The following is a 25,138-nucleotide window of genomic DNA, read 5'->3' as shown; positions in this document are numbered from 1 at the left end:
ACGGAAATCAGGCCGGAATCAGGAAGTCAGAGCGCCGCCCAGTCGGGCAGCACATCGGCGAGCGCACGGCGCACGTGGCCGTTGCGCCCCAGCACCGACTCGGCGGCAAACAGGGCGTGCAGGATGGCCTGCTCGGTCGCGTCGGCCGTCGCCTGAAAAATGGGGTCGAGCAAGGGGTCGGGCACCAGTGCCGCAGGCGCGACCCGGCCCTGCGCATCGTGCGCCGTCGTATAGCCGGTGGTGAACGCCAGCGCGACATCGCCGCTGCCGTGTCCGTAGACCGAGCCTGTGCGGGCCAGCCCGGCGGCCGTGCGCGTGGCGACGCGGCGCAACTGGCGGGCGTCGAGCGGTGCATCGGTGGCCACCAGCATGATGATCGAGCCGCGCTCGGGTGCCGCGCTCTGCTCGGGTTGCGCCAGACGCTCGTCGAGTACGGCGCCGACATGGCGCCCGGCAATGGTGAGTTGCGACGGGCGGCCAAAGTTAGACAGCACCAGCACACCCACGGTGAAGGTCGCGCCGGCCGTTTCGACCACGCGCGAAGACGAGCCGATGCCGCCCTTCAGACCGAAGCTCGACATGCCGCGCCCGGCCCCGACGGCCCCTTGCGCGAAGTCGACCGAGGCGCTGGCCAGCGCCTGCGCATAGTGGTCTTCGGTCACCGCGAACGCCTGCATGTCGTTCAGATAACCGTCGTTGCATTCGAGCACAGTCGGGTTGAGCGACGGCGCACCGCGTCCGATCGTCGGGTTTGCCTCGATGGCGGCCCGCAACTGGCCGAGGACGACGTGGCTGACAGAGAACGTATTGGTCAGAGCGATAGGCGCTTCGATCACGCCGAGTTCGTCGATCTGCATCAGACCGACGCTCTTGCCGAAACCGTTGATGACAGCGGCGGCGGCGGGGATTCTGGCGCGGAACGGGTCCCAGGCGGGCGGCGGCACCGTGTTGGGTGCACTTCCGGCCGATCCGGCGGCCAGGCCTTCGGCCGGCGTCGGGCAGACCACCGTCACGCCCGTCTGGATCGCCCCTTCAGCGAGGGTGGCATGCCCGACGAATACGCCGGGCACATCGGTGATGGCATCGCGCGGGCCGGCCGGCAGAAGCCCGACGTGCGGTGCGCCGAAAGAGGTTTCGCGCAAGTCTGGCGTCTGCATCATGACAAGCCCTGTCAAATGCTCAGTGTCGGTCGAGCTTCGGATCGAGCGCGTCGCGCAGGCCGTCGCCGAGCAGGTTGAACGCGAGCACGGTCAGGAAAATGGCCAGGCTCGGGAAGATCGCGATATGCGGTGCGTTGACCATGTCGGCCCGCGCCTCGTTGAGCATGGCGCCCCACTCCGGCGTGGGCGGTTGCGCGCCCAGACCGAGGAACGACAGACTCGCGGCCGTGATGATCGACGTGCCGATACGCATCGAGAAGTACACCACAATCGACGATACCGTGCCCGGCAGAATGTGCCGCATGATGATCGTCCAGTCGGACGCCCCGATCGAGCGCGCCGCTTCGATGTACGTCATGTGCTTGAGCACGAGCGTATTGCCGCGCACCAGCCGCGCAAACGCCGGGATCGAGAAGATCGCGACCGCCACGATCACGTTGACCATGCCGTTACCCAGCACAGCGACCACGCCGATGGCGAGCAAAATGCCCGGGAAGGCGAACAGCACGTCGGAGATGCGCATGACGATGCGGTCCCACCAGCCTTCGTAATAGCCGGCCAGCAGCCCCAGCACGGTGCCGATGATCGCACCGATGGCCACCGAGCCGAAACCCGCCGCCAGCGAGATGCGCGTACCCGCGAGCACGCGGCTGAAGATGTCGCGGCCGAGCGAGTCGACGCCGAACCAGTGTTTGGCCGACGGCCCGGCATTCAGCGCGTCGTAATCGAAGAAGTTCTCCGGATCGAACGGCACCAGATGCGGCGCCAGAACGGCGATGATGACGAGCAACAGCACGAAACCACCCGCGACGAGCGCGATGTGCTGTTTCTTGAACTTGCGCCAGAATTCGCGCCACGGGGTGCGCACGCGATTGGCATTGGCCGCAGCGGCCGGTGTTGCAGTCGTAGGTTGACCCGCGCTCATTATGCGTGCCTCACTTGTAGCGAATGGTCGGGTTGATGACGGCGTACAGCACGTCGACCACGAGGTTGATCAGAATGAACTCGAGCGAGAACAACAACACCAGCGCCTGAATCACGGGGTAGTCGCGCATCTCGACCGAATCGACCAGCAGGCGCCCGAGGCCCGGCCAGTTGAATACCACCTCGACGACAATCGAGCCGCCGAGCAGAAAACCGAACTGCAACCCCATCATCGTGATGACGGGAATCATGGCGTTGCGCAGCGCATGCTTGAACACCACGCGCATTTCGTTCAGGCCCTTCGCGCGTGCGGTACGCACGAAGTCTTCGTGCAGCACTTCGACGAAGGCCGAGCGGGTGAAGCGTGCCATCACGGCGGCCACGGCCGCGCCCAGCGTGATCGAGGGCAGGATGTAGCTCTTCCACGAATCGGCGCCCATGGTGGGCAGCCAGCCGAGTTGCACCGAAAACACCTGCATGAGCAGCATGCCCATGGCGAACGCCGGGAACGAAATGCCCGAGACCGCCAGCGTCATGCCGAGCCGGTCGGGCCAGCGATTACGCCACACGGCCGAGGCCACGCCGATGCCCATGCCAATCACCACCGACCAGATCATGCTGACCAGCGTGAGCCACAGCGTGGGCATGAAGCGGCTGCCGATTTCTTCCGAAACCGGTTGCTTGCTGCGCATCGACAGGCCGAAATCGCCGCGCACCGCGTGCGTGACGAAGTGCGTGAACTGGGACAGCAGCGGCTTGTCGAGGCCGAGATCCTGACGCACCAGCGCCACGGTCGCCTCGTCCGCCTGCGGGCCGGCCGCCAGACGCGCCGGATCGCCCGGCAACATGTGCACGAACGCGAACACCAGCACCGCCACGATCAGTAGCGTGGGGATCAGGCCGAGCAGGCGTTTGAAAAAGTAATTGAGCATCGCAGTCTTGCCGAACGTCTTACCAAACCATGTCTCTCTCGCGGCTATCGGTGGCGCGCTGCCTGCCGGGTTGCCGGTAAATCCGCGCCGCCACGGTGTGTCGATGGCGGCGCGGGCACTTCAGACTCGCAGTCCTGCTTACTTCATCGAAATGTCGGTGAAGTTGAACGAGCCGTCAGGCATGGTGTACACGCCCGTCAGGTTCTTGTTGCGTGCGTACAGCAGCTTTTCCGTCACGAGGAACGCCCACGGCGCATCGTTCCAGATCTTCTGTTGCGCGTCGGTGTAGAGCTTGGTCTTCTCGGCACGGTCGGTCGTGAGCAGCGCCTTGTTGAAGTCGGCATCCACAGCGTCGTTCTTGTAGTACGCGGTGTTGAACAGCTTCGGCGGGAACGACTCCGAGCTCAGCAGCGGACGCAGCGCCCAGTCGGCTTCACCCGTCGACGACGACCAGCCCACGTAGTACATGCGCACCGGTGCCTTGTCGGGATCCGGGGCCGATTCGACCAGTTCGACACGCTGACCGGCTTCGAGGGCACGCACTTGCGCCTTGATGCCGACCTGTGCCAATTGCTGCTGCACGAACTGAATCACCTTCTGCGCGGTGGTGTACGTGTACGCCGACCACAACGTGGTTTCGAAACCGTTCGGGTAACCGGCTTCCTTCAGCAGTTCCTTCGCCTTGGCCGGGTTGTACGGCCACGGGCCCGTCTTCGTCGCGTAGTCCACGCCCTGCGGCACCACACCGTCGGCCGGCGTGGCGTAGCCTGCGAAGGCCACCTTCACCAGCGCTTCCTTGTTGATGGCGTAGTTGATGGCCTGACGCACGCGCACGTCGTCAAACGGCTTCTGCTTCGTGTTGAAGCTCACGTAGCGCTGAATGATCGACGGGCCGGCGATCACGTCGACCTTGCCGCTGGCCTTCAGGCCATCGGCTTGTTCGTACGGCACCGGGAAGGCGAAGCCGGCTTCACCGGTCTGCATCACGGCAGCGCGCGTGTTGTTGTCGACCACCGGCTTGAAGGTGATCGTGTCGACCTTCGGATAGCCCTTCTTCCAGTAGCCGTCAAACTTCTTCACCTTCACGTAATCGGTGCGGTTCCATTCGACGAATTCGAACGGGCCCGTGCCGACCGGGTGCGAGGCGATGTCCTTGCCGTACTTCTTGAGCGCTTCCGGCGAGATGATCACGGCCGACGGGTGCGCCAGCGTGTTGATGAACGGCGAGAACGCTTCTTTCAGCGTGAACTTCACCGTGTGCGCATCGACCGCTTCCGTCTTGGCGATTTCCTTGTACAGGTTGTAGCGCTTGAGCTTGTTGTCCGGATTCGTCACGCGGTCGAAGTTCGCCTTGACGGCGGCGGCATCGAAATTCGTGCCGTCCTGGAACTTCACGCCCGATTTGAGCTTGATCGTGTAGACGAGGCCGTCCGGCGAGACCGTGTAGCTATCGGCCAGCACGTTGACGAGCTTCATGTCCTTGTCGAAGCCGAACATGCCTTCGTAGAACGACTTGGCGACGGCCTGCGACAGCGTGTCGTTGGCGTCGTAAGGATCCATCGTCGTGAAGGTCGACTGCACGGCCATCACGACATCCTTGGCGGCAAACGCCGGAGCTGCGCCGAGCACGGCGGACGCCACGGCGACGGACGCGAGCGCGGTTTTCCAGCGAGCGCCCAGCAAAGCGGTTTTCGACATCTGTCTTTCTCCTTCTGGTCTGACGGGGTCGCCGCGAGCGGAGCCTCTGGACTCCGGCCCTTGGCGGGCATTGTTATTACTGAAACAAAGTACTGCCTGAACCACCGGGGAAACCCCCGAAACACTCACAACTTCAATCAGTAGGCACCTGCAACGCGATGACGCGCCACGTAGTGCCCCGCGCCCACTTCCACGAGCGGCTCCACCTGCGGCTCGTCGCCCACGGCGCGAATCGGGCTCGGGATTTCTTCCGTGAGCAATTCGCGTTTGGCATGACGGCGTGCGGGATCGGCAATCGGCACCGCCGACATGAGCTTCTTCGTGTACGGGTGCTGCGGGTTCTCGAAGATCGCCCGGCGCGGGCCGATCTCGACGATCTGGCCGAGGAACATCACCGCCACCCGGTGGCTGATGCGCTCGACCACGGCCATATCGTGCGAGATGAACAGGAACGCGATGCCGAACTCTTTCTGCAAATCGAGCATCAGGTTGATGATCTGCGCCTGCACCGACACGTCGAGCGCCGAGACGGATTCGTCGGCGATCACGACCTTCGGCTTGAGTGCGAGGGCGCGCGCGATGGCAATACGCTGGCGCTGGCCGCCCGAGAATTCATGCGGGTAGCGCTGCGCATAATCGGCGGGCAGGCCCACACGTTCCAGCAGTTCGGCCACGCGCTTTTCGGCTTCGGCACCGCTGGCGACCCCGTGCACGAGCAGCGGCTCCATGATCGAGAAGCCGACCGTGAGGCGCGGATCGAGCGAGGCAAACGGGTCTTGGAAAATGAACTGGATATCGCGGCGCAGCGTCTGCAACGCACGCCCGGCGAGATCGTGAATCGGCTTGCCGCCGAATTCGATCGAGCCGCCCTGACTCGCCACCAGACGCAGCAACGCACGCCCCGTGGTGGACTTGCCGCAGCCCGACTCGCCCACGAGGCCGAGCGTCTCGCCCGGATACAGATCGAAACTCACGCGTTCGACGGCGTGCACGCGCTGCTTCACGCTGCCGAAGAAGCCCGACGGCACATCGAAGCGCGCGATCAGGTCTTTCACGCGCAGAATCGGGCCGGCGTCGGTCTTGACGGTCGGTTGCGGCGTTTCGGCGACCGGCTTGGCATCGGCCGGGGCGTCGTAACGCAGCAACGGGAAGCGTGCCGGCAGGTCGGTACCCTGCATCGAACCCAGACGCGGCACGGCGGAGAGCAGCGCCTGCGTGTAACGCTCGCGCGGAGCACTGAAGATTTCCTGCGACGGACCGGCTTCCACCTTGTCGCCACGGTGCATCACGAGCACGCGGTCGGCCACTTCGGCCACCACACCCATGTCGTGCGTGATGAAGACCACGCCCATGTGCATCTCGTCTTGCAACGCGCGGATCAGTTGCAGAATCTGCGCCTGAATCGTCACGTCGAGCGCAGTCGTGGGTTCGTCGGCGATCAGGATGCCCGGCTTGCACGACAAGGCCATCGCGATCATCACGCGCTGGCGCATGCCGCCCGAGAGTTGGTGCGGAAAGCGGCCCAGCACGCGGCGGGCTTCGGGAATGCGGACGAGTTCGAGCATGCGCAGCGCTTCGGCACGCGCGGCGGCGTGGTCCTTGTGCTGGTGCAGGCGAATCGATTCGGCAATCTGTTCGCCCACCGGGAACACCGGGTTGAGCGAGGTCATCGGCTCTTGGAAGATCATCGCCATGTCGGCACCGCGAATGGTGCGCATGGTGTGGCCGCTGGCCTTGGTGAGATCGACCAGCTTGCCGTTACGGCGCCGCATGATCATCGAACCTTGAATGATCTTGCCGCCGCCGTTCTCCACCAAACGCATGGCGGCGAGCGAGGTCACCGATTTGCCGGAACCGGATTCGCCGACGATGGCGAGGGTCTCGCCGCGATCAACGTGGAATGACAGGTCGCGCACCGCCGTCACCACGCGCTCTGAGGTGGCGAACTGCACGGTGAGGCCGTCGACGGCGAGCACGCGCTCGTCGGGCAACGAAATCGTAGGGGTTGTCTTGCGCTCTGCCACGCCTGTCCTCGCTAATCTACGCTTGCTGATACTTGCTGATGCCGACTGATACTGACTTGATGCGGTACTGATGGTGAATCGGGGGTTACTCGTGGATCGCCGTCGCGGGCGTCTCGCCCACGCGTGCGACGCCGCGATACATGCCTTCGGTATTGAACGGCAGCGCCACGTTGCCCTGCGCGTCGACGGCGATCAGGCCGCCTCGGCCCTGCACGCGCGGCAGACGCTCGTTGACGACACGATCGGCCGCGTCGGCCAGCGACAAACCGGCGTAGGCCATCAACGCGCCCACTTCGTAGCAAGCCACTGCGCGAATGAAGGCTTCGCCCGTGCCGGTGGCCGACACCGCGGCCGTGGCGTCGTTGGCATAGCAGCCGGCACCGATGAGCGGCGAATCGCCCACGCGGCCTACGGCCTTGTTCGTCATGCCGCCCGTCGACGTGGCGGCAGCCACGTGACCGTGGATATCGCATGCGACGGCACCGACGGTGCCGAACTTCGTGTCCGGATCGATGGGTTCAATCGGTTCGCCCGAGGCGCCATCTCGCTTGAGCGGCATGTCGTGGTCGAGCGCCACGGCAGCGTCGGCCAGTGCGCGCTGCCATTGGGCGTAGCGCGCATCGGTATGGAAATATTCCGGCCCGACCATCTCTGCACCGTGGCCTTCAACAAAGGCTTCGGCGCCCTCGCCCACCAGCAGCACGTGCGGGCTGTGCTCCAGCACCGAACGGGCGGCAAGAATCGGGTTGCGCACGCGATGCACGCAAGCGATGGCACCGGCGTCGAGCGTCGTGCCGTCCATGATCGCGGCGTCGAGTTCGTGCGTGCCTTCGTGCGTGAACACGGCACCGCGCCCGGCGTTGAAACGCGGGCAATCTTCCAGACGTCGCACGGCTTCGGTCACGGCGTCGAGCGCCGAGCCACCAGCGGCCAGCACGGCCTGTCCGGCGCGCAGCACGTCGGCCAATGCCTCGTGGTAAGCCTTGAGTTCTTCGGGCGACGTGTCGCGGCTGATCGTGCCCGCCCCGCCATGAATGGCGATGACGGCGCGTTGTGGGGTGCTCATGAGGCCTTGTCCTTTCTTTCCTGACCGGTCTGCGTCGTCTTGGTCAGCGCGGTCGATGGGGTCGGGTTCGTGGCCGCTGCGGCCGTAGCGGCCGATGCAGCGGCGTTCGTATGCGAGGGAGTGGCGTTAGCGGCGATGGACGCGATCGTTGCGACAGTCGCGCCCTGCGGCGTGGCGACGCGGCCCATCACAGAGCCGACTGAGCCAACCGAACCGATTGAGCCGGCAACGGGGGTATTGGCCGGTACGTTGACGGGGGCATTCGCCGACGCGGCGGCCGAGGCCACCGATGCCGAGTCGAGCCACGGCAACAGGAAGTCGGTCAGTTCGGTCGCACGGTCCACCGCGTGCTTGGCACGCTGCGCGACGGCGTCGCACAACGCGTCGATCATGGCGAGCACACTGGCTTCGGAGTTGCTCGACAACCGGGGCTTGCTGCGCACGAAGATGACGATGTCACCGAGCGGTGCCAACGGCGAGGTCGGGCTGTCGGTCAACACCAGCACCGACACGCCGCGCCCGCGCAACCGGCGGCACAGCGTGATCGTATCGGTCACATAGCGCGGGAAGCCGAGCGCGATCACCAGATCGCCTTCGCGCAGCTTGAAGAGTTGGCGCGCCGCATGGGTCGAGCCACCCGCCCCCACGACTGCCTGCACGTTCTCGCAATACGGGTCGAGGCCGTGATGCAGCAACCCGGCCAGATAACCACTGGCCCCCAGCCCCAGCACGTGGATGCGGCGCGCTTGCAAGATCGTGTCGACAGCGCGCTCGCACGTGCTCGCGTCGAGCGTGCGGCGGGTCCAGTCGAGGTTTTCCATCGCCTGCGCGAGCGACGCGGCCATGATGTCGGCGCTGGCACTCATTTGCGCCTTGCTCGTGCGCAGGCTTTCGATGGGCGCGAGCGTCGCTTCGAAGCCGCGCACCATTGCGGCGCGGCACTGCGGGTAGCCGTCGAAGCCGAGTGCGCGGGCAAACCGGTTGACGGTGGCGAGCGACACGCCAACTGCGGCCGCGAACTCGTCGATGCGCATGGTCGCCGCCCGGAACGTGTTGTCCAGCACAAACGCCGCCATGCGCTGCTGCGCGGGCGTCAGTTCGGGCATGGCACGCACGATGCGCTCGGTGAGCGGCAGATCGGCAGGCAACGAGTCGGCGTCAATCATGGAAAAAGCGGGTCGTCCGTGGCACCGGCGTTGTCACCGGTGTAACCAAAAGTGCATGAAAGAATTTGATCGCGAATCCCTGCAACGAATCGGTCAGGGCGCCAGTCATACCGTTAGTTTTTTCGTCGACTATCGGTGACATTCACGAAGTGGAAGAAAGTATATTTTCATCACGCCCTAGTCAAAAGAAAAAAAATTGATCAAACGGGGTGACATGGCCCGTCAAATGCTGGGCGATGTCCCGCAAACCCTGTCAAAACAAGGGGGAAGCTCGTCAAGCTACGTAAAATGCGGGCATACTAGGGGAAACCCGAACCCACGAACTCGCCGGATAACCGGGAGGCCGTATCGAACATCAGGCAGTAGATTCACAGGACAGTCGCATGACCGCCTGGGGAGGCTTGGTCGGAGGCGAGTCGTAACGTCGTAACACGCAGTAATCATGGCGTAGCCGTGGGCTTACATCTGCCCCGTACGCTGACGTGAAGCCATCGCCTCAAGGAGTACGACCATGCTGAGCCCGCATGAAATCGCCACGTTGATACTGGCGGCCGCATCCCTTGGACCCATCGATGCCGATGCGCTCGAACCGCCCGAACTCGCGGCGCTCGAGCAAGCCCGCCTGGTGCAGGTGGCCGTCGATGAGGGACAGACAAAAGTGACGGTGACCGAAGACGGTCATCGGGTGTTGCGTCGCCTGGGGATCGAGCCCTCGGCTGGCGAGCGTTCTGAAGCGCCGCGCATGGCAGCGCGGCGCGAGATGAAGGTCAGTTGATCTGGCAGTTACCCCGCCAGTTGATCTGGTAGTCGAACCGGCAGTGGCGCCGGTCCTTCCAAATCAAAGCGTTGCGAAGAACAGACTCAGGCGTGCGAGCACGATCAGCAGAATCTGCATCAGCAGGAACAGCGCCAGCGGCGACAGATCGAAGCCGCCGAGTTGCGGAATGACACGGCGCAGCGGGCGCAGCAACGGATCGAGCAAGTGTTGCAGGATGGGCATGGCCACGGCGCGCGGATTCACCCACGACAGCACGGCCATCAACAGCGTCATCCACATCACCAGATTGGCGCCCCACTTGGCGACCAGCACCAGCGCCACCAGCAAGCCTCGCGGGAACACCGCGAGCGGCGACACCCCCACCACGGCAGTGATCAGCACCAGGTAGACGATAGCGCTCAACCAAGCGCCGATCACGCACGCCCAGTCGATCCCGCCCACGCCGGGCACGACTCGCCGCAACGGCAATACGAGCCAGTTAGTGAACTGGAAAATGCCCTGAGACAGGGGGTTGCCCGGAGGCAGTCGTGTGGCTTGCATCCACACGCGAAGCAACAGCAAGGCGCCGAACAGCGAGAAAACGAGATCTAGCAGCAGACGGGCGATTTCGACGAGCATCTGGACTCCAACGGATTGAGCGGTGCCCCGCAAAACCGGCATTGTCGCACGCGTTCGCCCGAGTTCACTCGTCTTTACCCAAGCCTGCCAGCGGATGTGTGCCGTCAGCCCAAGGCGACGTAAAAAACGCGTCGACCTGCGCCACCGGCACGTCGGCAATCGACGCATACCGCCAGCGCGGCTGTTTGTCCTTGTCGATCAACAGGGCACGCACGCCTTCCACGAAATCCCCCGATTCGAAGGCGTGGTAGCCGAGCACCAACTCCATGCGAAACGCGTCGGCCAGATCGAGCCGTCGGCCCTTCTGCAATTGCCGGTCAGTCACGCACAGGCTCAATGGCGAGCGTTGCAGCAACAGGGCGAGCGTCTCGGCGGCCCACGGCGTTGCGGTATCGGCCTGCAACGAGGCGAGGATCGCCGGCACGTCGATGGCGCTGAAATGCCGGTCGAGCGAGGCGCGCACCGCAATCAGCGGCGCGGCATCGGTCCAAGTCCGGCCCAGAGGAAGGATGGCGGCGCGCAGTTGGCCCAGCGGGTCGGCCGTGTCGCCCTTCGACCAGTCGAGTTGCCAGAGCGTCTCGCGGAGATGCAACGGCGCATCGCCTTCGAGCCAGACATCGGCCAGCCCGCAGTAAAGCGCGTCGGCGGCCCCGATCGTCGTGCCGACCAACCCGAGGTATCGGGCGAGCGTCGGTGCAAGGTGGCCGAGAAACCAGCTCGCCCCCACGTCTGGAAACAAACCAATGCCCGTCTCCGGCATCGCGAGCCGGGTCTTGTCGGTCACGATCCGCAGGCCCGCACCTTGCGCCACCCCCATCCCCCCGCCCATCACAATGCCGTCGAGCAGCGCGAGATAGGGTTTCGGGTAGCGATGAATCAGGTAGTCGAGCCGATATTCGTCGATGAAGAAGTCACGGTGGTGCGTGGCGTTGTTCAGACGGCTGTCGTACAAAGCACGCACGTCGCCGCCCGCGCAGAACGCCTTCTCACCGGCGCCCTCAATCAATACCGCTCGCACGGCCGGATCGTCGGCCCACGCCGTCAACTGCTGCCACATCGAACGCACCATGCCGTGCGTGATGGCATTGAGCGCACGCGGCCGGTTCAGCGTAATGACGCCGAACCCGTTGATCACTTCGAACAACACTTCGTCTTGCGCCTCAACGGCGCCGTCATGCAGATTCACGTGCCCTCCTCGCGGTGTGCGGGGTTGTCGTGCCGGGTTGTCGTGCCGGGTGGTCGGCCCGTTGTCGTTCGCGCCTGTCGTACGAAAGTACGAAAGTACGAACGAACGTACGTAGCGCCTTAGGCTCTCAGTCCAGATTGCGGGCGATCACCTGTCGCTGGATCTCACTCGTGCCTTCGTAGATCTGGGTGATGCGGGCGTCGCGATAGTGGCGCTCGACCGGATAGTCCTGAAGGTAGCCGTAGCCGCCATGAATCTGAATCGCGTGCGTGCACACCGATTCCGCCAATTCCGAGGCAAAGAGCTTCGCCTGCGATGCCTCCGACAGACACGGCAGCCCTTGCGTACGAAGTGCCGCCGCGTGAAGGATCAGAAACCGTGCGGCGTTGATACGCGTGGCCATGTCCGCGAGCATATTGGCAATGCTCTGATGCTCACGGATCGGCTTGCCGAATTGCTGACGCTCTCCCGAATAGCGCAACGCCGCTTCGAATGCCGCGCGTGCCACCCCCAGCGCCAGCGCAGCGATGCCGATGCGCCCGCCTTCCAGATTGGACAGCGCGATCTTCAGCCCCTGCCCCGGCTCGCCCAGCAGTGCGTCATCGTCGACAGCACAATCCACCAGCGTGATAGGGCAGGTGTCTGAGGCCCGGATGCCGAGCTTGTGCTCGGGCGGCCCCACTTCAAAACCGGGGGTATCCGTCGGCACGATGAAAGCCGAAATACCGCGCTTGCCCGCCGCCGGATCGGTGACGGCGAAGACGATCGCCATGGCTGCTCGCTTGCCGTTCGTCACGAATTGCTTGTTGCCGTTGATGACCCACTTCCCGTCGCGGCGTTCGGCGCGCGTGCGCAGATTGTTCGCTTCCGATCCAGCCTGCGGCTCGGTCAGGCAGAAGGCGCCGATCTTTCGCCCGGCTGCCAAATCCGGTAGCCAGCGCTGCCGTTGCGCCTCGTTGCCGAACTTCAGAATCGGGGCACAACCGACCGAGTTATGGACCGACATCATCGTGGCAGTCGATGCACACCCGACGGCGATCTCCTCCATTGCCAGGGCATAGGCCGTGTAGTCGGTGTACGAGCCGCCAAACTCCTCGGGCACCATCATGCCAAGCAGGCCCAGCTCGCCCATCTGCGCCACCATGGCGTCGGGCAGTGCGCAGTCGCGATCCCACTGGGCGGCATGCGGCGCGAGTTGCTCACTCGAGAAGCTGCGCGCCATGTCGCGAATCATGCGTTGGTCTTCGGTATAGAAATCCATGCTCTGTCTCCCGCACCGTGATGGCCACTGGCGCCGTTTTGATGTCGATGGATTAGGGCCTGTTCCCCCTAATTCCGGGCTCGTGAACGTGTTCTACCGGCTGGCTGGCAAGGCGCCCGCAGCGCCGCTTGGTCGCTCCAAGCAAGCTGCGGGCAACGCCGCCAGACGGCCGGTAGGGCACGTTCCCTTCGGGTTGCCCACCCAAAGGGGCGATCGCCACGTCATGATCCTCGCGAATATTCCCGATATTCGCTTCGGCTCATTCCTCGCGCTCGCCCCTTTGGCCGGGCAACACGAGCCCGGAATTAGGGGGAGCAGGCCCTAAGTTTAGGGATGCCGGTGGCGCGACACCATAGCCAAAAGCGGCAAATTGGATGAGCAGAATTGCCATCGGAAACCTCTGGCAACGGCCTCGGATAAACCCCTAGGCCTTGCCCATCGGGGCGGATCGGGACCGGCCAGTACCGGCGTCCAGTGGATAAATCCCTCACCCAATCTGACCCGTTTGGACATTGCCTGTCGCCGACGGCCCGCATTACGATGAATTTCGCCATCGCCCCGCGAACACCGCGCCAAATCAAGACGGTGCCCGGGGAGGCCGATACGACACGCCGCCGTCCGCCGGGCCCGTCTTGCTGGCGCCGGCGCCTTCATCATAGGCGCGTTGTTACCGGCCAGCATCCGACTACAGGAGACAAGCCATGACTGCGGATTACGCCAATGCCTACGCGGCATTCGATCTCGACGCGACCGTAAAGGCCACGCTCGACGGCAATCTCGATGCGATGAACGCCTGCATCGAATGCTGTGACCGGCATGCCCTGCCCGGGCGTATCGCCCTGTTCTGGGAGGGCCGCGACGGCACGAGCCAGACGTGGACGTTCCGTCAACTCCAGACGCTCTCGGCGCGCTTTGCCAACTTTCTGCGCGAACAAGGCGTTCAGCCCGGCGACCGCGTCAGTGGACTGTTGCCGCGCACGCCCGAATTGCTCGTAACGATTCTCGGCACGTGGCGAGCGGGGGCGGTCTATCAGCCGCTGTTCACCGCGTTCGGTCCGAAAGCGATCGAGCATCGCCTGCAAGGCGCGCAAAGCAAGCTCGTGGTGACCGACGCCGCCAATCGTACCAAGCTCGACAAAGTCGCGAACTGCCCGCCCGTGACAACGGTGAGCGGGCCGCGCGGCGAAGGCGTGCGACGTGGCGATTTCAGCTTCTGGCATGAAGTCGAACAACACCCCGAGACGTTCGCGCCCGTGATGCGGCGTGGCGACGATCCGTTCCTGATGATGTTCACCTCGGGCACGACCGGTGCCGCCAAGCCGGTCATGGTGCCGCTGCGCGCGATCATGGCTTTCGTGGGCTACATGCGCGACGCCGTCGACCTGCGTCCGACCGACACGTTCTGGAACATCGCCGATCCGGGCTGGGCTTACGGCCTTTACTACGCCGTGACGGGGCCGCTGGCCATGGGTATCCCGACCACGTTCTACGACGGCCCGTTCAACGTCGAAAGCACCTACCGGGTCATCCGAAAACTCGGCATCACCAACCTTGCCGGGTCGCCCACCGCCTTCCGGCTGCTGATTGCCGGTGGCGACAAGGCCGCCGCGCCCGTCAAAGGGCAGTTGCGCGCCGTGTCCAGCGCGGGCGAACCGCTCAACCCGGAAGTCATTCGCTGGTTTGCCGAACACCTCGGCGTGACCATTCACGATCACTACGGCCAGACCGAACTGGGTATGGTCGTGTGCAACCATCACGCCCTCAACCATCCGGTGCAGGCGGGGGCCGCCGGTTTCGCCTCGCCGGGGCATCGCGTCGTCGTACTCGACGACGACGGGCGCGAATGCCCGGCCGGGCAACCCGGCGTGCTCGCCCTCGACCGCAAGCAATCGCCGCTCATGTGGTTCGGCGGCTATTGGGAGCGCGAGACGCCGTCGTTCGTCGGCGATTACTACCTCTCGGGCGATACGGTCGAGCGCAACGACGATGGCAGCATCAGCTTTGTCGGCCGCAACGACGACGTGATCACCTCTGCCGGTTACCGCATCGGGCCGTTCGACGTGGAGAGCGCGCTCATCGAACACCCGGCCGTGGTCGAAACGGCGGTGGTCGGCAAGCCCGACCCGAAGCGCACGGAATTGGTCAAGGCGTTCGTCGTCTTGCATCCGCAGTACGCCCCGAGCGAAGCGCTCGCCTGCGAATTGCAGGAGCACGTGCGGCATCGGCTTTCTACCCACGCCTATCCGCGCGAAGTCGAATTCGTCAGCGAGTTGCCCAAGACACCAAGCGGCAAGTTGCAGCGGTTCATCCTGCGTAATCAGGAAATCGCCAAGGCGCAGCAGGCGGCGGCCAATGCAGCCTGATATCTGAGGCTCGAATCTGAATCTCGAACCCGAAGCTCGACACCCATTTCTTTACAGGAAGCGCAGTCAATGCAGATCAAGGATCACGTATTCATCGTCACCGGCGCGTCGTCCGGTCTGGGTGCCGCCACCGCGCGCATGTTTGTCGATGCCGGTGCGAAAGTCGTGCTGGGCGACATCAACGCCGAAGCCGGCGCCAAGCAGGCCGAAGCACTGGGTGACGCCGCACGCTTCGTCGTGACCGACATCACGCGCGAAGACGACGTGCAACGTCTGGTCGATACGGCAACAACCGCCTTCGGCCGTCTGAACGGCGTCGTCAACTGCGCGGGGCTCGTCATCGGCGAGCGCATTCTCGGCAAGCAGGGGCCGCACCGGCTCGACAGCTTTGCGCGCATCGTCAACGTCAATCTGATCGGCACCTTCAACGTGTTGCGTATCGCGGCGTCGGCCATGGCCGAAGGCACCGCCGACGCGGAAGGTGAGCGCGGCGTGATCGTCAATACCGCTTCGGTGGCAGCGTTCGACGGTCAGATCGGCCAAGCGGCCTACGCAGCGTCCAAGGGAGGTGTGGCTGCGCTGACGCTGCCCGCCGCCCGCGAACTGGCGCGCGTGGGCGTACGCGTGGTGACGGTAGCCCCGGGCATTTTCGAGACACCGATGATGGCCGGCATGACGCCCGAAGTGCAGGCAGCACTGGGCGCATCGGTGCCCTTCCCGCCGCGTCTGGGCCGTCCGTCCGAATACGCCGGTCTGGTGCGCCATATCGTCGAGAACACCATGCTGAACGGTGAAGTCATTCGCCTTGACGGCGCGCTGCGCATGGCACCGAAGTAAGACCCGTTGGCGAATTAGGAAACCGCCGATCCGATTTTCGGACGGCTGTCGAAGCGATGACGGGGGCCGCACTGCTAGAATCCCTGCGTCCCCCTGCTCCGACATCCCGGTTCGCCACGCATGGAAAAAGGCAGCATCTCGATTCACTTCGTCATCAACGCGCTCGCTCACGTCGAGCGTCTCGGCGGCGATTCGTACGCGCTGTTGCGTGCCGCCGATATCGCCCCCGCGCTGCTTGCGCATCCGCAGGCGCGCGTGCCGGCCGATCGTTACGCCAGACTCTGGCGGCTCATCAGCATTGCACTGGACGACGAGTTTTTCGGGCAGGATTCTCGCCGCATGAAGGTCGGCAGTTTTGCGATGCTGTGCCACAGCGTGATCGCTTGTCGCACGCTGGAACAGGCGCTATTGCGGGCCGCACGCTTCTTCGGCTTGCTGCTCGATGACCTCGAAATGCATCTCGTGCGCGACGGCTCGCTGGCCCGGCTCGAGGTGCACGAACGTGACGATGCGCAGGCACCGCGCGTCTTCGGCCACGAGACGTTGCTGATCCTCTTTTACGCGCTCACCTGCTGGCTCATCGCGCGCCGCGTGTCGCTAAGCACCGCGTACTTTGCCTATGACGAGCCGGTTTATAGCGACGAGTACCGCACTATGTATTCGCCGCGGCTGGTCTTCAATGCCGAACACACCGGCATCGAGTTCGACGCGGCATGTCTCGATCTTCCCGTGGTGCAGGACGAAGTCACCGTCAAGGATTTCCTGCGTGCCGCACCGGGCAATATCATCCTCAAATACAAGAACACGAAGGGAATGGTCGCGCGGGTTCGGCGACGGTTGAAGACCATGCCGACCGACAGCTGGCCGGCGTTCGAAGCGCTCGCGGGCGAGTTTCACACCACGGCGTCGACGCTGCGGCGGCGGCTCGAAGACGAGGGCCAGTCGTATCAATCGATCAAGGACCAGTTGCGACGCGACCTTGCCATCCATGCGCTGTGCAATACGTCTAAGCCCATGCTCGATATTGCGTTGTCGCTGGGCTTTGCCGATCCGAGCGCGTTCTTTCGCGCGTTCCGCAAGTGGACCGGGGTACGTCCGGGCGACTATCGGCGACAAGCCGTCGAGGCATGAAAAAAGCGGTACGACCGGCAGGGTATCTGCCTTTCGCACCGCTTTTCATTGCACTACCTGAGAATAAGACGCCGCCTCAAGCCGCCTTGGCCTTCACGTCGGCACGCTGTTCTGCGCCGTGGTCATCGTCGTCCAACTCGATACGCTTCACCTCGCCGAGCAGCAGCAGATAGCACAGCACGCCGGCAATGGCGAACAGGCTGATCAGCCCCAGCGCCCACCCAAACGAACCGGTAGCCTTCACGATAAAGCCGATGGCAATCGGGGTCACGATGCCCGACAGATTGCCGGCAAAGTTGACCGCGCCGCCGGTGATCCCGACCATGCCCTTCGGGGCAATATCGGCCACCAGCGACCACGACGCCGAAGCGACGCCCTGCGCGAAGAACGCGAACGACATGATGGCGATGACGAGCCAGTTGGCATCCGTCAGCACGCACAGCGACATCGTCGGCACGAGCAGCAGGCCCGTCACGATCGGCGTCTTGCGCGCCGTGCCCACGGCCACGCCACGTCGCAGCAGCCAGTCAGAAAGCAACCCGCCGCACACCACACCGATCGACGCCGCGACAAACGGCACCGACGTCATGCCGCCCGCCTTGAGCACCGTCATCTTGCGCTCGGTGATCAGGTAAGTCGGGAACCACGTCAGGAAGAAGTACAGCGACGAGAGCGACGCGAACTTGCCCACGCAAATGGCGATGATCTGCCGGTTGCGGAACAGCGCCAGCAACTTTTTCCAAGGGAATTTCTGCGCGGCGGCATGATCCGCAGACTTCACTTCCACGAGCGCGCCGCCACTGCGGATGTGCTGCAACTCGGCCGCGTTGACCCACGAACACTTGTCCGGATCGCGATAGCCCAGATACCAGACACCGGCCCAGACAATGCCAAGCAAGCCCGTCGCGTAGAAGATCTCACGCCAGCCCCACGTGTGCGCAATCCAGAACAGCAACGGCGTGAGTGCCGCCATGCCGATGTACTGGCCCACGAGATAGACGCTGGTCGCCACGCCCCGCTCGCGCTGGGCAAACCAGATCGAGACCACGCGGTTGTTGACCGGGAATGTCGGTGCCTCGGCAATGCCCACGCCAAGCCGCATGCCGAACAGCGTGACGAAACGCGTCGCGAAACCCTGCATGAACGTGAGCACCGACCAGCTCAGAATGGCCACGCCATAAATGGCGCGTGTGCCGAACCGGTCGATGACCCAGCCACCCGGAATGTTGGCGATGACATACGTCCACGCGTACGCGGAGAAGATGAAGCCCAGTTCGACCGGGCCCAGACCGAACTCCTGCTTGAGCATCGGCGCGGCCACCGACAGGTTGGCGCGGTCGACATAGTTGATCACGGTGCCGACGAACACCAGAAAGAGCATCCAGTAGCGCACGCGCGACGGGCGCTGCGCGGATGAGGGGGACGGCGAGACTGACATGTGAATTCTCGTATTGATTCTCGTGGGGGCCGCAATCAGAAGCTGTGGTACATGCCCAAGCGCACGAGCACCTGATCGTGGTTGCTCGACGCGCCGATCGGGTACGACGCCGCCTTGTTGTTACCGTTGGCCGCGATGTACGTCACCTGCGCTTGCAGTTGCGTGCGCTTCGAGAACGAGTACAGATCGCCGGCTTCCACTTGGTTGTAGTGCGTGTGGTTGAACGACGAGTACGAGTAGCCGAGCGTGAGCGCGTTGGCATCGGTCACGCGATATTCGCTGCCGACGTCGTAGTTGAACATGTTGCCCGAGCCCCCCACCGCGCGCACTTCGCTGCGGGTGTAGAGCGCGTGCACGTTCCAGCGCGACGAGATGCGGTACGAGGCGCCGATGCCGGTGTTGTTCACGGCGTCCGACTTGAAGACGTTGGTCGCCGAGAGCCCCGACTGGCCGAACAGCGACGTGAGCCCAAGGCGCGACGAGAAGTCGAATGTGCGCTTGTTGATGCTCACGTAGGTAGCCGCGACGGACAACGGACCGTTGTCGTATTTCACATAGCCACCGACCGTGCGGCCCAGCGCATTGCCGCCCGCGAAGCCGTACATCAGGCCGCCAGTCAGGCCGAGATAGCTCGCGCTGTTCCACTTCACGGCATTGTCGATCTGCGAGGAATTCGCCAGATTGTCGAGGTTGCCCGGGTGGTAGGCGTACAGGTTGTGCTGCCAGAAGCCGTTCGAATAGCGAATCGACACGTCTTGCATGAAATCGGTCTGATGGCCGATCGAGACGGTGCCGAAGCGATCGCTGGCCAGACCGACCCACGCCTGACGGTTCCACTCGACGCCACTGTTGATCAACGCGCCGGTGCTGGTGTTGAAGCCCTGCTCCAACTGAAATACTGCCGCGAGCCCGCCGCCCAGATCCTCGCGCCCTTTCAGGCCGAAGCGATCAGGCTGGCCGATGCCGGCGTCCATCTTGAACAAACGACCGCCGCCGGAGTTGCTCACATAAGTGAGGCCGTCGTCGATGGTCCCGTAAATCTGCAACGAATTGCCTGCGGCATGGGCCGCGCCGACGCATGCCAAGAGGCACGCTGCGACGATACTGCGTCTCTTCACCTTCTACTCCTGTTCTGCTTCTTGATGCTTCCGGCGCCGTCCAGAGGCCCCGCACCGATCACGCCGCCGTCAACAAGAACGTTGCAGGACGTCTCGGTTCACATCGTTATATTGTCTTACCTATGAAACAATGGTTAATAGGTGAGACAATTATGGCGAAGAGGATAAAGTGAGACAAGCAGAAAATAAGCCGGCGTTTATTGATGTTGCGCAAATGCTAATGACTAAGCGCTCGCGCGTCTGTGGAGAAAAAATTGCTTCCGACTCGCTGAGAACCCCGGCGCGCGGGCATAAGAAAGGGGCCCCGTGGGGCCCCTGAATTCGCCGAAAACTTCGCCGCGCGAAGGCAGCATCCACCTTACCGAACCGCCGTCAGCGACTCGCCCCGGTAGTTGAGTTTGTGCGAGAGTTCGTCCGCAGCCGACACTACCTTTTCGACGATGCCGTTCTCCAGCAAATCGGCTTCCACGCGGGCCTGCGGAATCGTCACGCTGATGACGGCGGCGATCTGACCGCGATGGTTGCGCACCGGCGCAGCAATCGTCGAGATGTTCTGCTCGAAGAACGCCTGACTCATGCTGTAGCCGCGCGTGATGTCTTCCTGCACCACGCGGTGCAGCGCTTCGACGGTGGTCGGCGTGTGCGCCGTATAGGCCTCGAGCTTGCGCTCGGGATACAACTGCTTGAGCGACGGCAGTGAATAGTCGCCGAGCAGAATGTGCCCGACCGCCGTCGCGTGCGCCGGCAACCGCGTGCCGACACGCACGGTGCCGAACACCAGTTCGCGGCTCGCAGCCTTCGCGACGAAGACGGCATCGCGCTGGTCCAGAATCAGGATGTGACTCGAGAAGCCCGTCGCATCGCGCAGCTTCTCGATCACCGGCGTGCCGAGATCGGTCAGCTCAAGCGAGTTCAGATACTCGAAGCCCAACCGCAACACGGCCACGCCGAGCCGGTAGTGACGGTCGTCGCCCGCCTTCTCGATGAAGCCCTCGGCTTCCAGCGTCTGGAGCAGACGAAAGACAGTCGAGCGCGGGATGTCGAGTCGTCGTGCCAGATCGGCCCCACCCAACACCGGCTCGCGCGCGGAGAAGGTCATGAGGATGCGCAGGCCGCGTTCGAGGCCCGGGACGGAGTATTTGTTATCGGTATCGTTGCTCATGCCGTTTGCGCACACTGGCGCCGACCGGCATGCGAGCGTTTCGCGCAGCCGATAGACGATAGTCAGGGAAGGCGCACATTATAGGGCACGCATCGCAGCCCCGGCGACGGCAGCATGAAGCCAGGCATCGCGCCGGCCGGTTCTCACCTCACGAGACACCGGGTTGCGCCGGTTCGCGACGGGTTGCGATGGGTTGCGCCCGTTCTGGCGGCAGCCTGCCCTTTGACGGCGCAGGCGGGCACCCTTCTTGGGCGATTCGCCTCGTCGCGGGTCCATGCACCGCAATGGGGGTAATTCCGAAGCGCGTCGACGCTCACTTTTTGTCATCATTGCGCCTGCAAGCTTGACAAGCTGGCGCAAGTGGAGCGAGACACTCTGGCAGGCACCGAGAACAACAAACGATCCGGACCCGCCAAACGCACGTATCCCTTTTCTCCTGACGCTTTTGCGATTGCCTATCCCAATAGCCACCAGGAGCTGCGCCCACCTGCCAAGTGGGCGTTTTTTTGCTGGTTAAACGCTCCCTTCGCCGTGTGGTCCGACCCGCCCGCCGCGTTCTTCACGAGAGAACCCGATGACCTGGCATGCTTGTTGCTTGTATTTCCAGCATCGGGGATCGACGCCGCCTTGGCCGAGGTTTCGACGATAAGCACGCACCAGATTGCACCGGTAAGTGCCAGATCGCGAAGTCCGGACTCGCCCCCTGCGGCGCCTCCGTTTGTTTTGGGTCGAGGTGTTATGTTTAATGAACTGAGCGACGTTGAATGGCACGCCCTGCGTGATCTGATTTGCGACCGTCCGGTCCGTACGGAACGACGTGGTCGCCCTCAAGTCGAGCAGCGCACGCTGACCAATGCTGTCTTGTGGGTGCTGTTCACGGGAGAGAGCTGGTCGAAGCTGCCGATGCAGTATCCCTCCGTGCCGACTTGCCGCCGCAAGTTGAACGAATGGCGCGAATCGGGGATGCTCGATACGATTTTGAAACGCCTGCAACAATCGGGCCGCGATATCAGCGCCTGTGCAGGTCAGATCAGCAAGCCGGCCCGCAGCACGCCGTGTGGCGACACCGATCGCCTGCGCGGCGTGTTCTGGACGAACCCGGCTTCGTGGAAGCCCCCGGTGGCCGTGCGCTGATCGATATCGTCGATATCGGCAGCAACGCATCACCACCAAGCAACGACTTCGATCCGACAGGAATGCCGCGCAATGCTCGCGGCACCGTCAGTCAGAATGTCAGGCTGGCATCACGGGGTTAGCTCAAGCGGCGCTGTCTGGGCCCTTGCGCGAGAAAAACGCGAGATCGCGCGAGATTGCGACCGTCTGGCCGCGATCTCGCGTCAAAGTAGTGCGTGCACCGCGTCGGCAATCGCCAGCGATGCCGTCAACCCGGGCGATTCAATGCCGAACAGGTTGACGAGCCCTGACACGCCATGCACCGCCGGACCGTCGATACGGAAGTCCGCCGCCGGTTGCCCTGGCCCACTGATCTTCGGTCGAATGCCTGCATAGCCCGGCTGTAATGCACCGTCGGCCAAGGCTGGCCAATAGCGGCGCACGGCAGCGTAAAAGCCATCGCCATCCGCCGGATTCACCGTGTAATCGATGTCGTCGACCCATTCGACATTCGGGCCGAAGCGCGCCTGCCCGCCGAGATCGAGCGTCAGGTGAACACCCAAGCCGCCGGGTTCCGGCACCGGATAGATTAGGTGCGTGAACGGCGCGCGCTGCGCACAGGTGAAGTAACTGCCCTTCGCGTAGTACCGCTGCGGGATATGCGCCGGGTCCAGCCCTTCGAACGTGCGGGCGATATCAACGGCGAACAGACCCGCGCTGTTGATTACCGTGTTGGCGAGTAGCGTCGACGTCTCGCCGCCCGTCTGCACGGTGAGTTCGATACCTTCCGCCCCCGCTGCCCCACCCACTCGGCCACCAACGACGCGCGCGTCGAAGGCCAGCATGGCTCCCGCGTTCTCAGCGTCACCCTGCAACGCCAGCATCAGACCATGACTGTCGACAATGCCCGTTGACGGTGAGAGTAATGCACCAAAGGTGTGCAAATCGGGTTCGCGTTGGGCCACTTCGCCGGCGCTCAGCCATTGCAGATCATCGACGCCGCTCGCGCGAGCGTTGGCGGCGATCGCTTCGAGTTCGCCGACCTGATGATCGGTGGTCGCCACGATGAGCTTGCCGCAGCGTCGATGCTCGACGCCGTGCGAGGCGCAGAAGTCATACAGCTTGTGCTTGCCTTCCACGCAGAGCCGGGCCTTGAGCGAGCCGGGCGAATAGTAGATACCGCCGTGAATGACTTCGCTGTTGCGTGAGCTCGTGCCGGTGCCGATCGCACGCTCGGATTCGAGGATGACCACCTCGCGGCCCGCCATGGCCATGGCGCGTGCGACCGCTAGTCCCACCACGCCCGCGCCGATCACGACGCAATCGACTTTGTCCATTGATCTTCCTTGGTTGCCTTCCGATTCGGATAAAGACGCAGGCCGCTCCCGCATCCTCATGCGAATCGGCTGCGAAGCCAGTCTCTCGACTCACTCCGCAGCGCGATTTCGTTACAGCGTTACTTACAGCGCGTTCACCAGTTCCGGCACGACGGTGAACAGATCGCCCACCAGACCGTAATCCGCCACCGAGAAGATGGGCGCTTCCGGATCCTTGTTGATCGCCACGATCACCTTCGAATCCTTCATCCCGGCCAAGTGCTGAATCGCGCCCGAGATGCCCACCGCCACGTACAACTGCGGTGCCACGATCTTGCCCGTCTGTCCGACCTGATAGTCGTTGGGCACATAACCGGCGTCCACTGCCGCGCGCGAAGCGCCCAGCGCCGCGCCCAGCTTGTCAGCCAGCGGCTCCAGCACCTTCGTGTAGTTCTCGCCCGAGCCCAGACCGCGGCCACCCGAGACGATGATCTTCGCGCTCGTGAGTTCCGGGCGGTCCAGCTTCGTCACTTCACGGCCCACAAACTGCGACAGACCGGCGTCCGGCGTGGCGGCAATGCTCTCCACTGCGGCGCTGCCACCGGTCGCGGCTGCCGGGTCGAAGCCCGTCGAGCGCACCGTGATCACCTTCACCTTGTCGGCGCTTTGCACCGTCGCAATCGCGTTACCGGCGTAGATCGGGCGCTCGAACGTGTCGGCGCTGTCGACCTTCGTGATATCCGAGATTTGGGCGACGTCGAGCAGTGCGGCTACGCGCGGGGCGATGTTCTTGCCGTAGGCGGTGGCCGTTGCCAAGATGTGCGAATAGTTACCTGCGATCGACACCACCTCGTCAGCGATGTTTTCCGCCAGACCGTCGGCGAAGTACGGCGCGTCAGCGAGCAGCACCTTCTTCACACCGGCGATTTGCGCGGCAGCGTCAGCGGCGGCCTTGGCGTTCGAACCGGCCACCAGCACGTGCACGTCGTCACCGCATTGCAGGGCAGCGGCCACCGTGTTCAGCGTTGCCGCTTTGATCGATTGATTATCGTGTTCTGCGATTACCAGAATGCTCATCTCGTCGTCTCCTTACAGGACCTTGGCTTCGGTCTTCAGTTTGTCGACGAGCGTTGCCACGTCCGCCACCTTCACCCCTGCGCTGCGCTTGGGCGGCTCGGCCACCTTCAGCGTCTTCAGACGCGGCGCCACATCCACGCCCAGATCGGCAGGCTTCACCGTCTCGAGCGGCTTCTTCTTCGCCTTCATGATGTTGGGCAGCGTCACATAGCGCGGCTCATTCAGGCGCAAGTCGGTCGTGATGACTGCCGGCAGCGACAGCGAGATCGTTTCCAGACCGCCGTCCACTTCACGCGTGACCTGTGCGCGGTTGTCCGCCACCGTCACCTTCGAAGCAAACGTCGCCTGCGGCAGCTTCGCGAGCGCCGCGAGCATCTGGCCGGTTTGGTTCGAGTCGTCGTCGATGGCCTGCTTGCCCAGAATCACCAGTTGCGGCTGCTCTTTGTCGACCACCGCCTTGAGCAACTTGGCCACGGCCAGCGGTTGCAGTTCTTCATCCGACTCGATCAGGATCGCGCGATCCGCACCGATGGCCAGCGCCGTGCGCAGCGTCTCTTGCGATTGCGCCACGCCTGCGGACACCGCAATCACTTCCGTCGCCACGCCCGCTTCCTTCAGACGCACCGCCTCTTCCACCGCGATTTCGTCGAACGGATTCATCGACATCTTCACGTTCGCGATGTCGACGCCACTGCCGTCGCTCTTCACGCGAACCTTTACGTTGTAATCCACTACCCGTTTGACCGGAACCAGAACCTTCATGCGGACTC

At 63.7% G+C, this 25,138-nt stretch carries 21 protein-coding genes; 5 read left to right on the top strand and 16 right to left on the bottom strand.

Annotated features, from left to right (window positions below; all coding sequences use genetic code 11):
• Positions 1 to 26 precede the first annotated feature (26 nt).
• From PIN31009_RS08295 to PIN31009_RS08265, 7 genes are all read right to left on the bottom strand, one after another.
• Positions 27 to 1,160 carry a DmpA family aminopeptidase gene (locus PIN31009_RS08295; RefSeq protein ID WP_246185560.1) on the bottom strand — a complete coding sequence of 378 codons (1,134 nt, stop codon included), beginning with the start codon at positions 1,158 to 1,160 and terminating at the stop codon, positions 27 to 29.
• Positions 1,161 to 1,179: 19 nt separating this feature from the next.
• Complete coding sequence (gsiD, locus tag PIN31009_RS08290; RefSeq protein ID WP_150683792.1) at positions 1,180 to 2,085, bottom strand: glutathione ABC transporter permease GsiD; 906 nt, start codon at positions 2,083 to 2,085, stop codon at positions 1,180 to 1,182.
• A 10-nt stretch (positions 2,086 to 2,095) separates the two neighbouring features.
• Positions 2,096 to 3,016, bottom strand: coding sequence for a glutathione ABC transporter permease GsiC (gene gsiC, locus PIN31009_RS08285; protein ID WP_150683791.1), 921 nt, complete (start codon positions 3,014 to 3,016; stop codon positions 2,096 to 2,098).
• A gap of 138 nt (positions 3,017 to 3,154) precedes the next feature.
• Positions 3,155 to 4,714 (bottom strand): glutathione ABC transporter substrate-binding protein GsiB, encoded by a 1,560-nt coding sequence (gsiB, locus tag PIN31009_RS08280; RefSeq protein ID WP_150683790.1) that lies wholly within the window; start codon positions 4,712 to 4,714, stop codon positions 3,155 to 3,157.
• Between the two features lie 137 nt (positions 4,715 to 4,851).
• Positions 4,852 to 6,738 carry a dipeptide ABC transporter ATP-binding protein gene (locus tag PIN31009_RS08275; RefSeq protein WP_150683789.1) on the bottom strand — a complete coding sequence of 629 codons (1,887 nt, stop codon included), beginning with the start codon at positions 6,736 to 6,738 and terminating at the stop codon, positions 4,852 to 4,854.
• A gap of 85 nt (positions 6,739 to 6,823) precedes the next feature.
• Complete coding sequence (locus PIN31009_RS08270) at positions 6,824 to 7,804, bottom strand: isoaspartyl peptidase/L-asparaginase family protein (RefSeq protein WP_150789922.1); 981 nt, start codon at positions 7,802 to 7,804, stop codon at positions 6,824 to 6,826.
• Entirely contained in the window at positions 7,801 to 8,970 is a 1,170-nt protein-coding gene (locus PIN31009_RS08265; protein ID WP_246185559.1) for a MurR/RpiR family transcriptional regulator, read from the bottom strand. The genes PIN31009_RS08270 and PIN31009_RS08265 overlap by 4 nt, the downstream gene beginning before the upstream one ends.
• A 511-nt stretch (positions 8,971 to 9,481) precedes the next feature.
• On the opposite strand from PIN31009_RS08265, the gene PIN31009_RS08260 reads away from it, so the two are divergent.
• Complete coding sequence (locus tag PIN31009_RS08260) at positions 9,482 to 9,745, top strand: hypothetical protein (RefSeq protein WP_087688449.1); 264 nt, start codon at positions 9,482 to 9,484, stop codon at positions 9,743 to 9,745.
• Between the two features lie 63 nt (positions 9,746 to 9,808).
• Here PIN31009_RS08260 and PIN31009_RS08255 read toward each other — a convergent pair whose 3' ends face one another.
• From PIN31009_RS08255 to PIN31009_RS08245, 3 genes are all read right to left on the bottom strand, one after another.
• Positions 9,809 to 10,366: a YggT family protein gene (locus PIN31009_RS08255; RefSeq protein WP_058379672.1), complete on the bottom strand. Its 558-nt coding sequence runs from the start codon at positions 10,364 to 10,366 to the stop codon at positions 9,809 to 9,811.
• 64 nt (positions 10,367 to 10,430) lie between these two features.
• Positions 10,431 to 11,552 (bottom strand): enoyl-CoA hydratase/isomerase family protein, encoded by a 1,122-nt coding sequence (locus PIN31009_RS08250; protein WP_150789921.1) that lies wholly within the window; start codon positions 11,550 to 11,552, stop codon positions 10,431 to 10,433.
• Positions 11,553 to 11,679: 127 nt separating this feature from the next.
• A complete protein-coding gene (locus tag PIN31009_RS08245) occupies positions 11,680 to 12,813 on the bottom strand; it encodes an acyl-CoA dehydrogenase family protein (protein ID WP_150789920.1) in 1,134 nt (377 codons plus the stop codon).
• A gap of 701 nt (positions 12,814 to 13,514) precedes the next feature.
• On the opposite strand from PIN31009_RS08245, the gene PIN31009_RS08240 reads away from it, so the two are divergent.
• From PIN31009_RS08240 to PIN31009_RS08230, 3 genes are all read left to right on the top strand, one after another.
• Positions 13,515 to 15,176, top strand: coding sequence for an acyl-CoA synthetase (locus PIN31009_RS08240; RefSeq protein ID WP_150789919.1), 1,662 nt, complete (start codon positions 13,515 to 13,517; stop codon positions 15,174 to 15,176).
• Positions 15,177 to 15,245: 69 nt separating this feature from the next.
• Entirely contained in the window at positions 15,246 to 16,013 is a 768-nt protein-coding gene (locus PIN31009_RS08235; protein ID WP_058379676.1) for a 3-hydroxyacyl-CoA dehydrogenase, read from the top strand.
• Positions 16,014 to 16,133: 120 nt separating this feature from the next.
• Positions 16,134 to 17,144 carry an AraC family transcriptional regulator gene (locus PIN31009_RS08230; RefSeq protein WP_150789918.1) on the top strand — a complete coding sequence of 337 codons (1,011 nt, stop codon included), beginning with the start codon at positions 16,134 to 16,136 and terminating at the stop codon, positions 17,142 to 17,144.
• A 76-nt stretch (positions 17,145 to 17,220) separates the two neighbouring features.
• Here the strand turns inward: PIN31009_RS08230 and PIN31009_RS08225 are convergent, their stop codons facing one another.
• From PIN31009_RS08225 to PIN31009_RS08215, 3 genes are all read right to left on the bottom strand, one after another.
• On the bottom strand, positions 17,221 to 18,582 hold the full coding sequence (locus PIN31009_RS08225; protein WP_150789917.1) for an MFS transporter: 1,362 nt from the start codon (positions 18,580 to 18,582) through the stop codon (positions 17,221 to 17,223).
• Positions 18,583 to 18,617: 35 nt separating this feature from the next.
• On the bottom strand, positions 18,618 to 19,700 hold the full coding sequence (locus tag PIN31009_RS08220) for a porin (protein WP_150683783.1): 1,083 nt from the start codon (positions 19,698 to 19,700) through the stop codon (positions 18,618 to 18,620).
• A gap of 358 nt (positions 19,701 to 20,058) precedes the next feature.
• The gene (locus PIN31009_RS08215; RefSeq protein ID WP_150683782.1) at positions 20,059 to 20,862 is read right to left on the bottom strand and encodes an IclR family transcriptional regulator; all 804 of its coding nucleotides are present in this window, start codon (positions 20,860 to 20,862) and stop codon (positions 20,059 to 20,061) included.
• A gap of 360 nt (positions 20,863 to 21,222) precedes the next feature.
• On the opposite strand from PIN31009_RS08215, the gene PIN31009_RS08210 reads away from it, so the two are divergent.
• Positions 21,223 to 21,996 (top strand): transposase, encoded by a 774-nt coding sequence (locus tag PIN31009_RS08210; protein ID WP_141118733.1) that lies wholly within the window; start codon positions 21,223 to 21,225, stop codon positions 21,994 to 21,996.
• A 203-nt stretch (positions 21,997 to 22,199) separates the two neighbouring features.
• Here the strand turns inward: PIN31009_RS08210 and PIN31009_RS08205 are convergent, their stop codons facing one another.
• The 3 genes from PIN31009_RS08205 to PIN31009_RS08195 form a co-directional block, all read right to left on the bottom strand.
• Entirely contained in the window at positions 22,200 to 23,312 is a 1,113-nt protein-coding gene (locus PIN31009_RS08205) for an NAD(P)/FAD-dependent oxidoreductase (RefSeq protein WP_150683781.1), read from the bottom strand.
• Positions 23,313 to 23,435: 123 nt separating this feature from the next.
• Complete coding sequence (locus tag PIN31009_RS08200) at positions 23,436 to 24,368, bottom strand: electron transfer flavoprotein subunit alpha/FixB family protein (protein WP_150789916.1); 933 nt, start codon at positions 24,366 to 24,368, stop codon at positions 23,436 to 23,438.
• Positions 24,369 to 24,380: 12 nt separating this feature from the next.
• A complete protein-coding gene (locus tag PIN31009_RS08195; RefSeq protein ID WP_058379682.1) occupies positions 24,381 to 25,130 on the bottom strand; it encodes an electron transfer flavoprotein subunit beta/FixA family protein in 750 nt (249 codons plus the stop codon).
• Positions 25,131 to 25,138 lie beyond the last annotated feature (8 nt).

Source organism: Pandoraea iniqua, from assembly GCF_902459685.1.
Classification (GTDB): domain Bacteria; phylum Pseudomonadota; class Gammaproteobacteria; order Burkholderiales; family Burkholderiaceae; genus Pandoraea; species Pandoraea iniqua.
The sequence above is the reverse complement of the archived record's forward strand: the minus strand, read 5'-3'. Positions and strand labels throughout refer to the sequence as shown.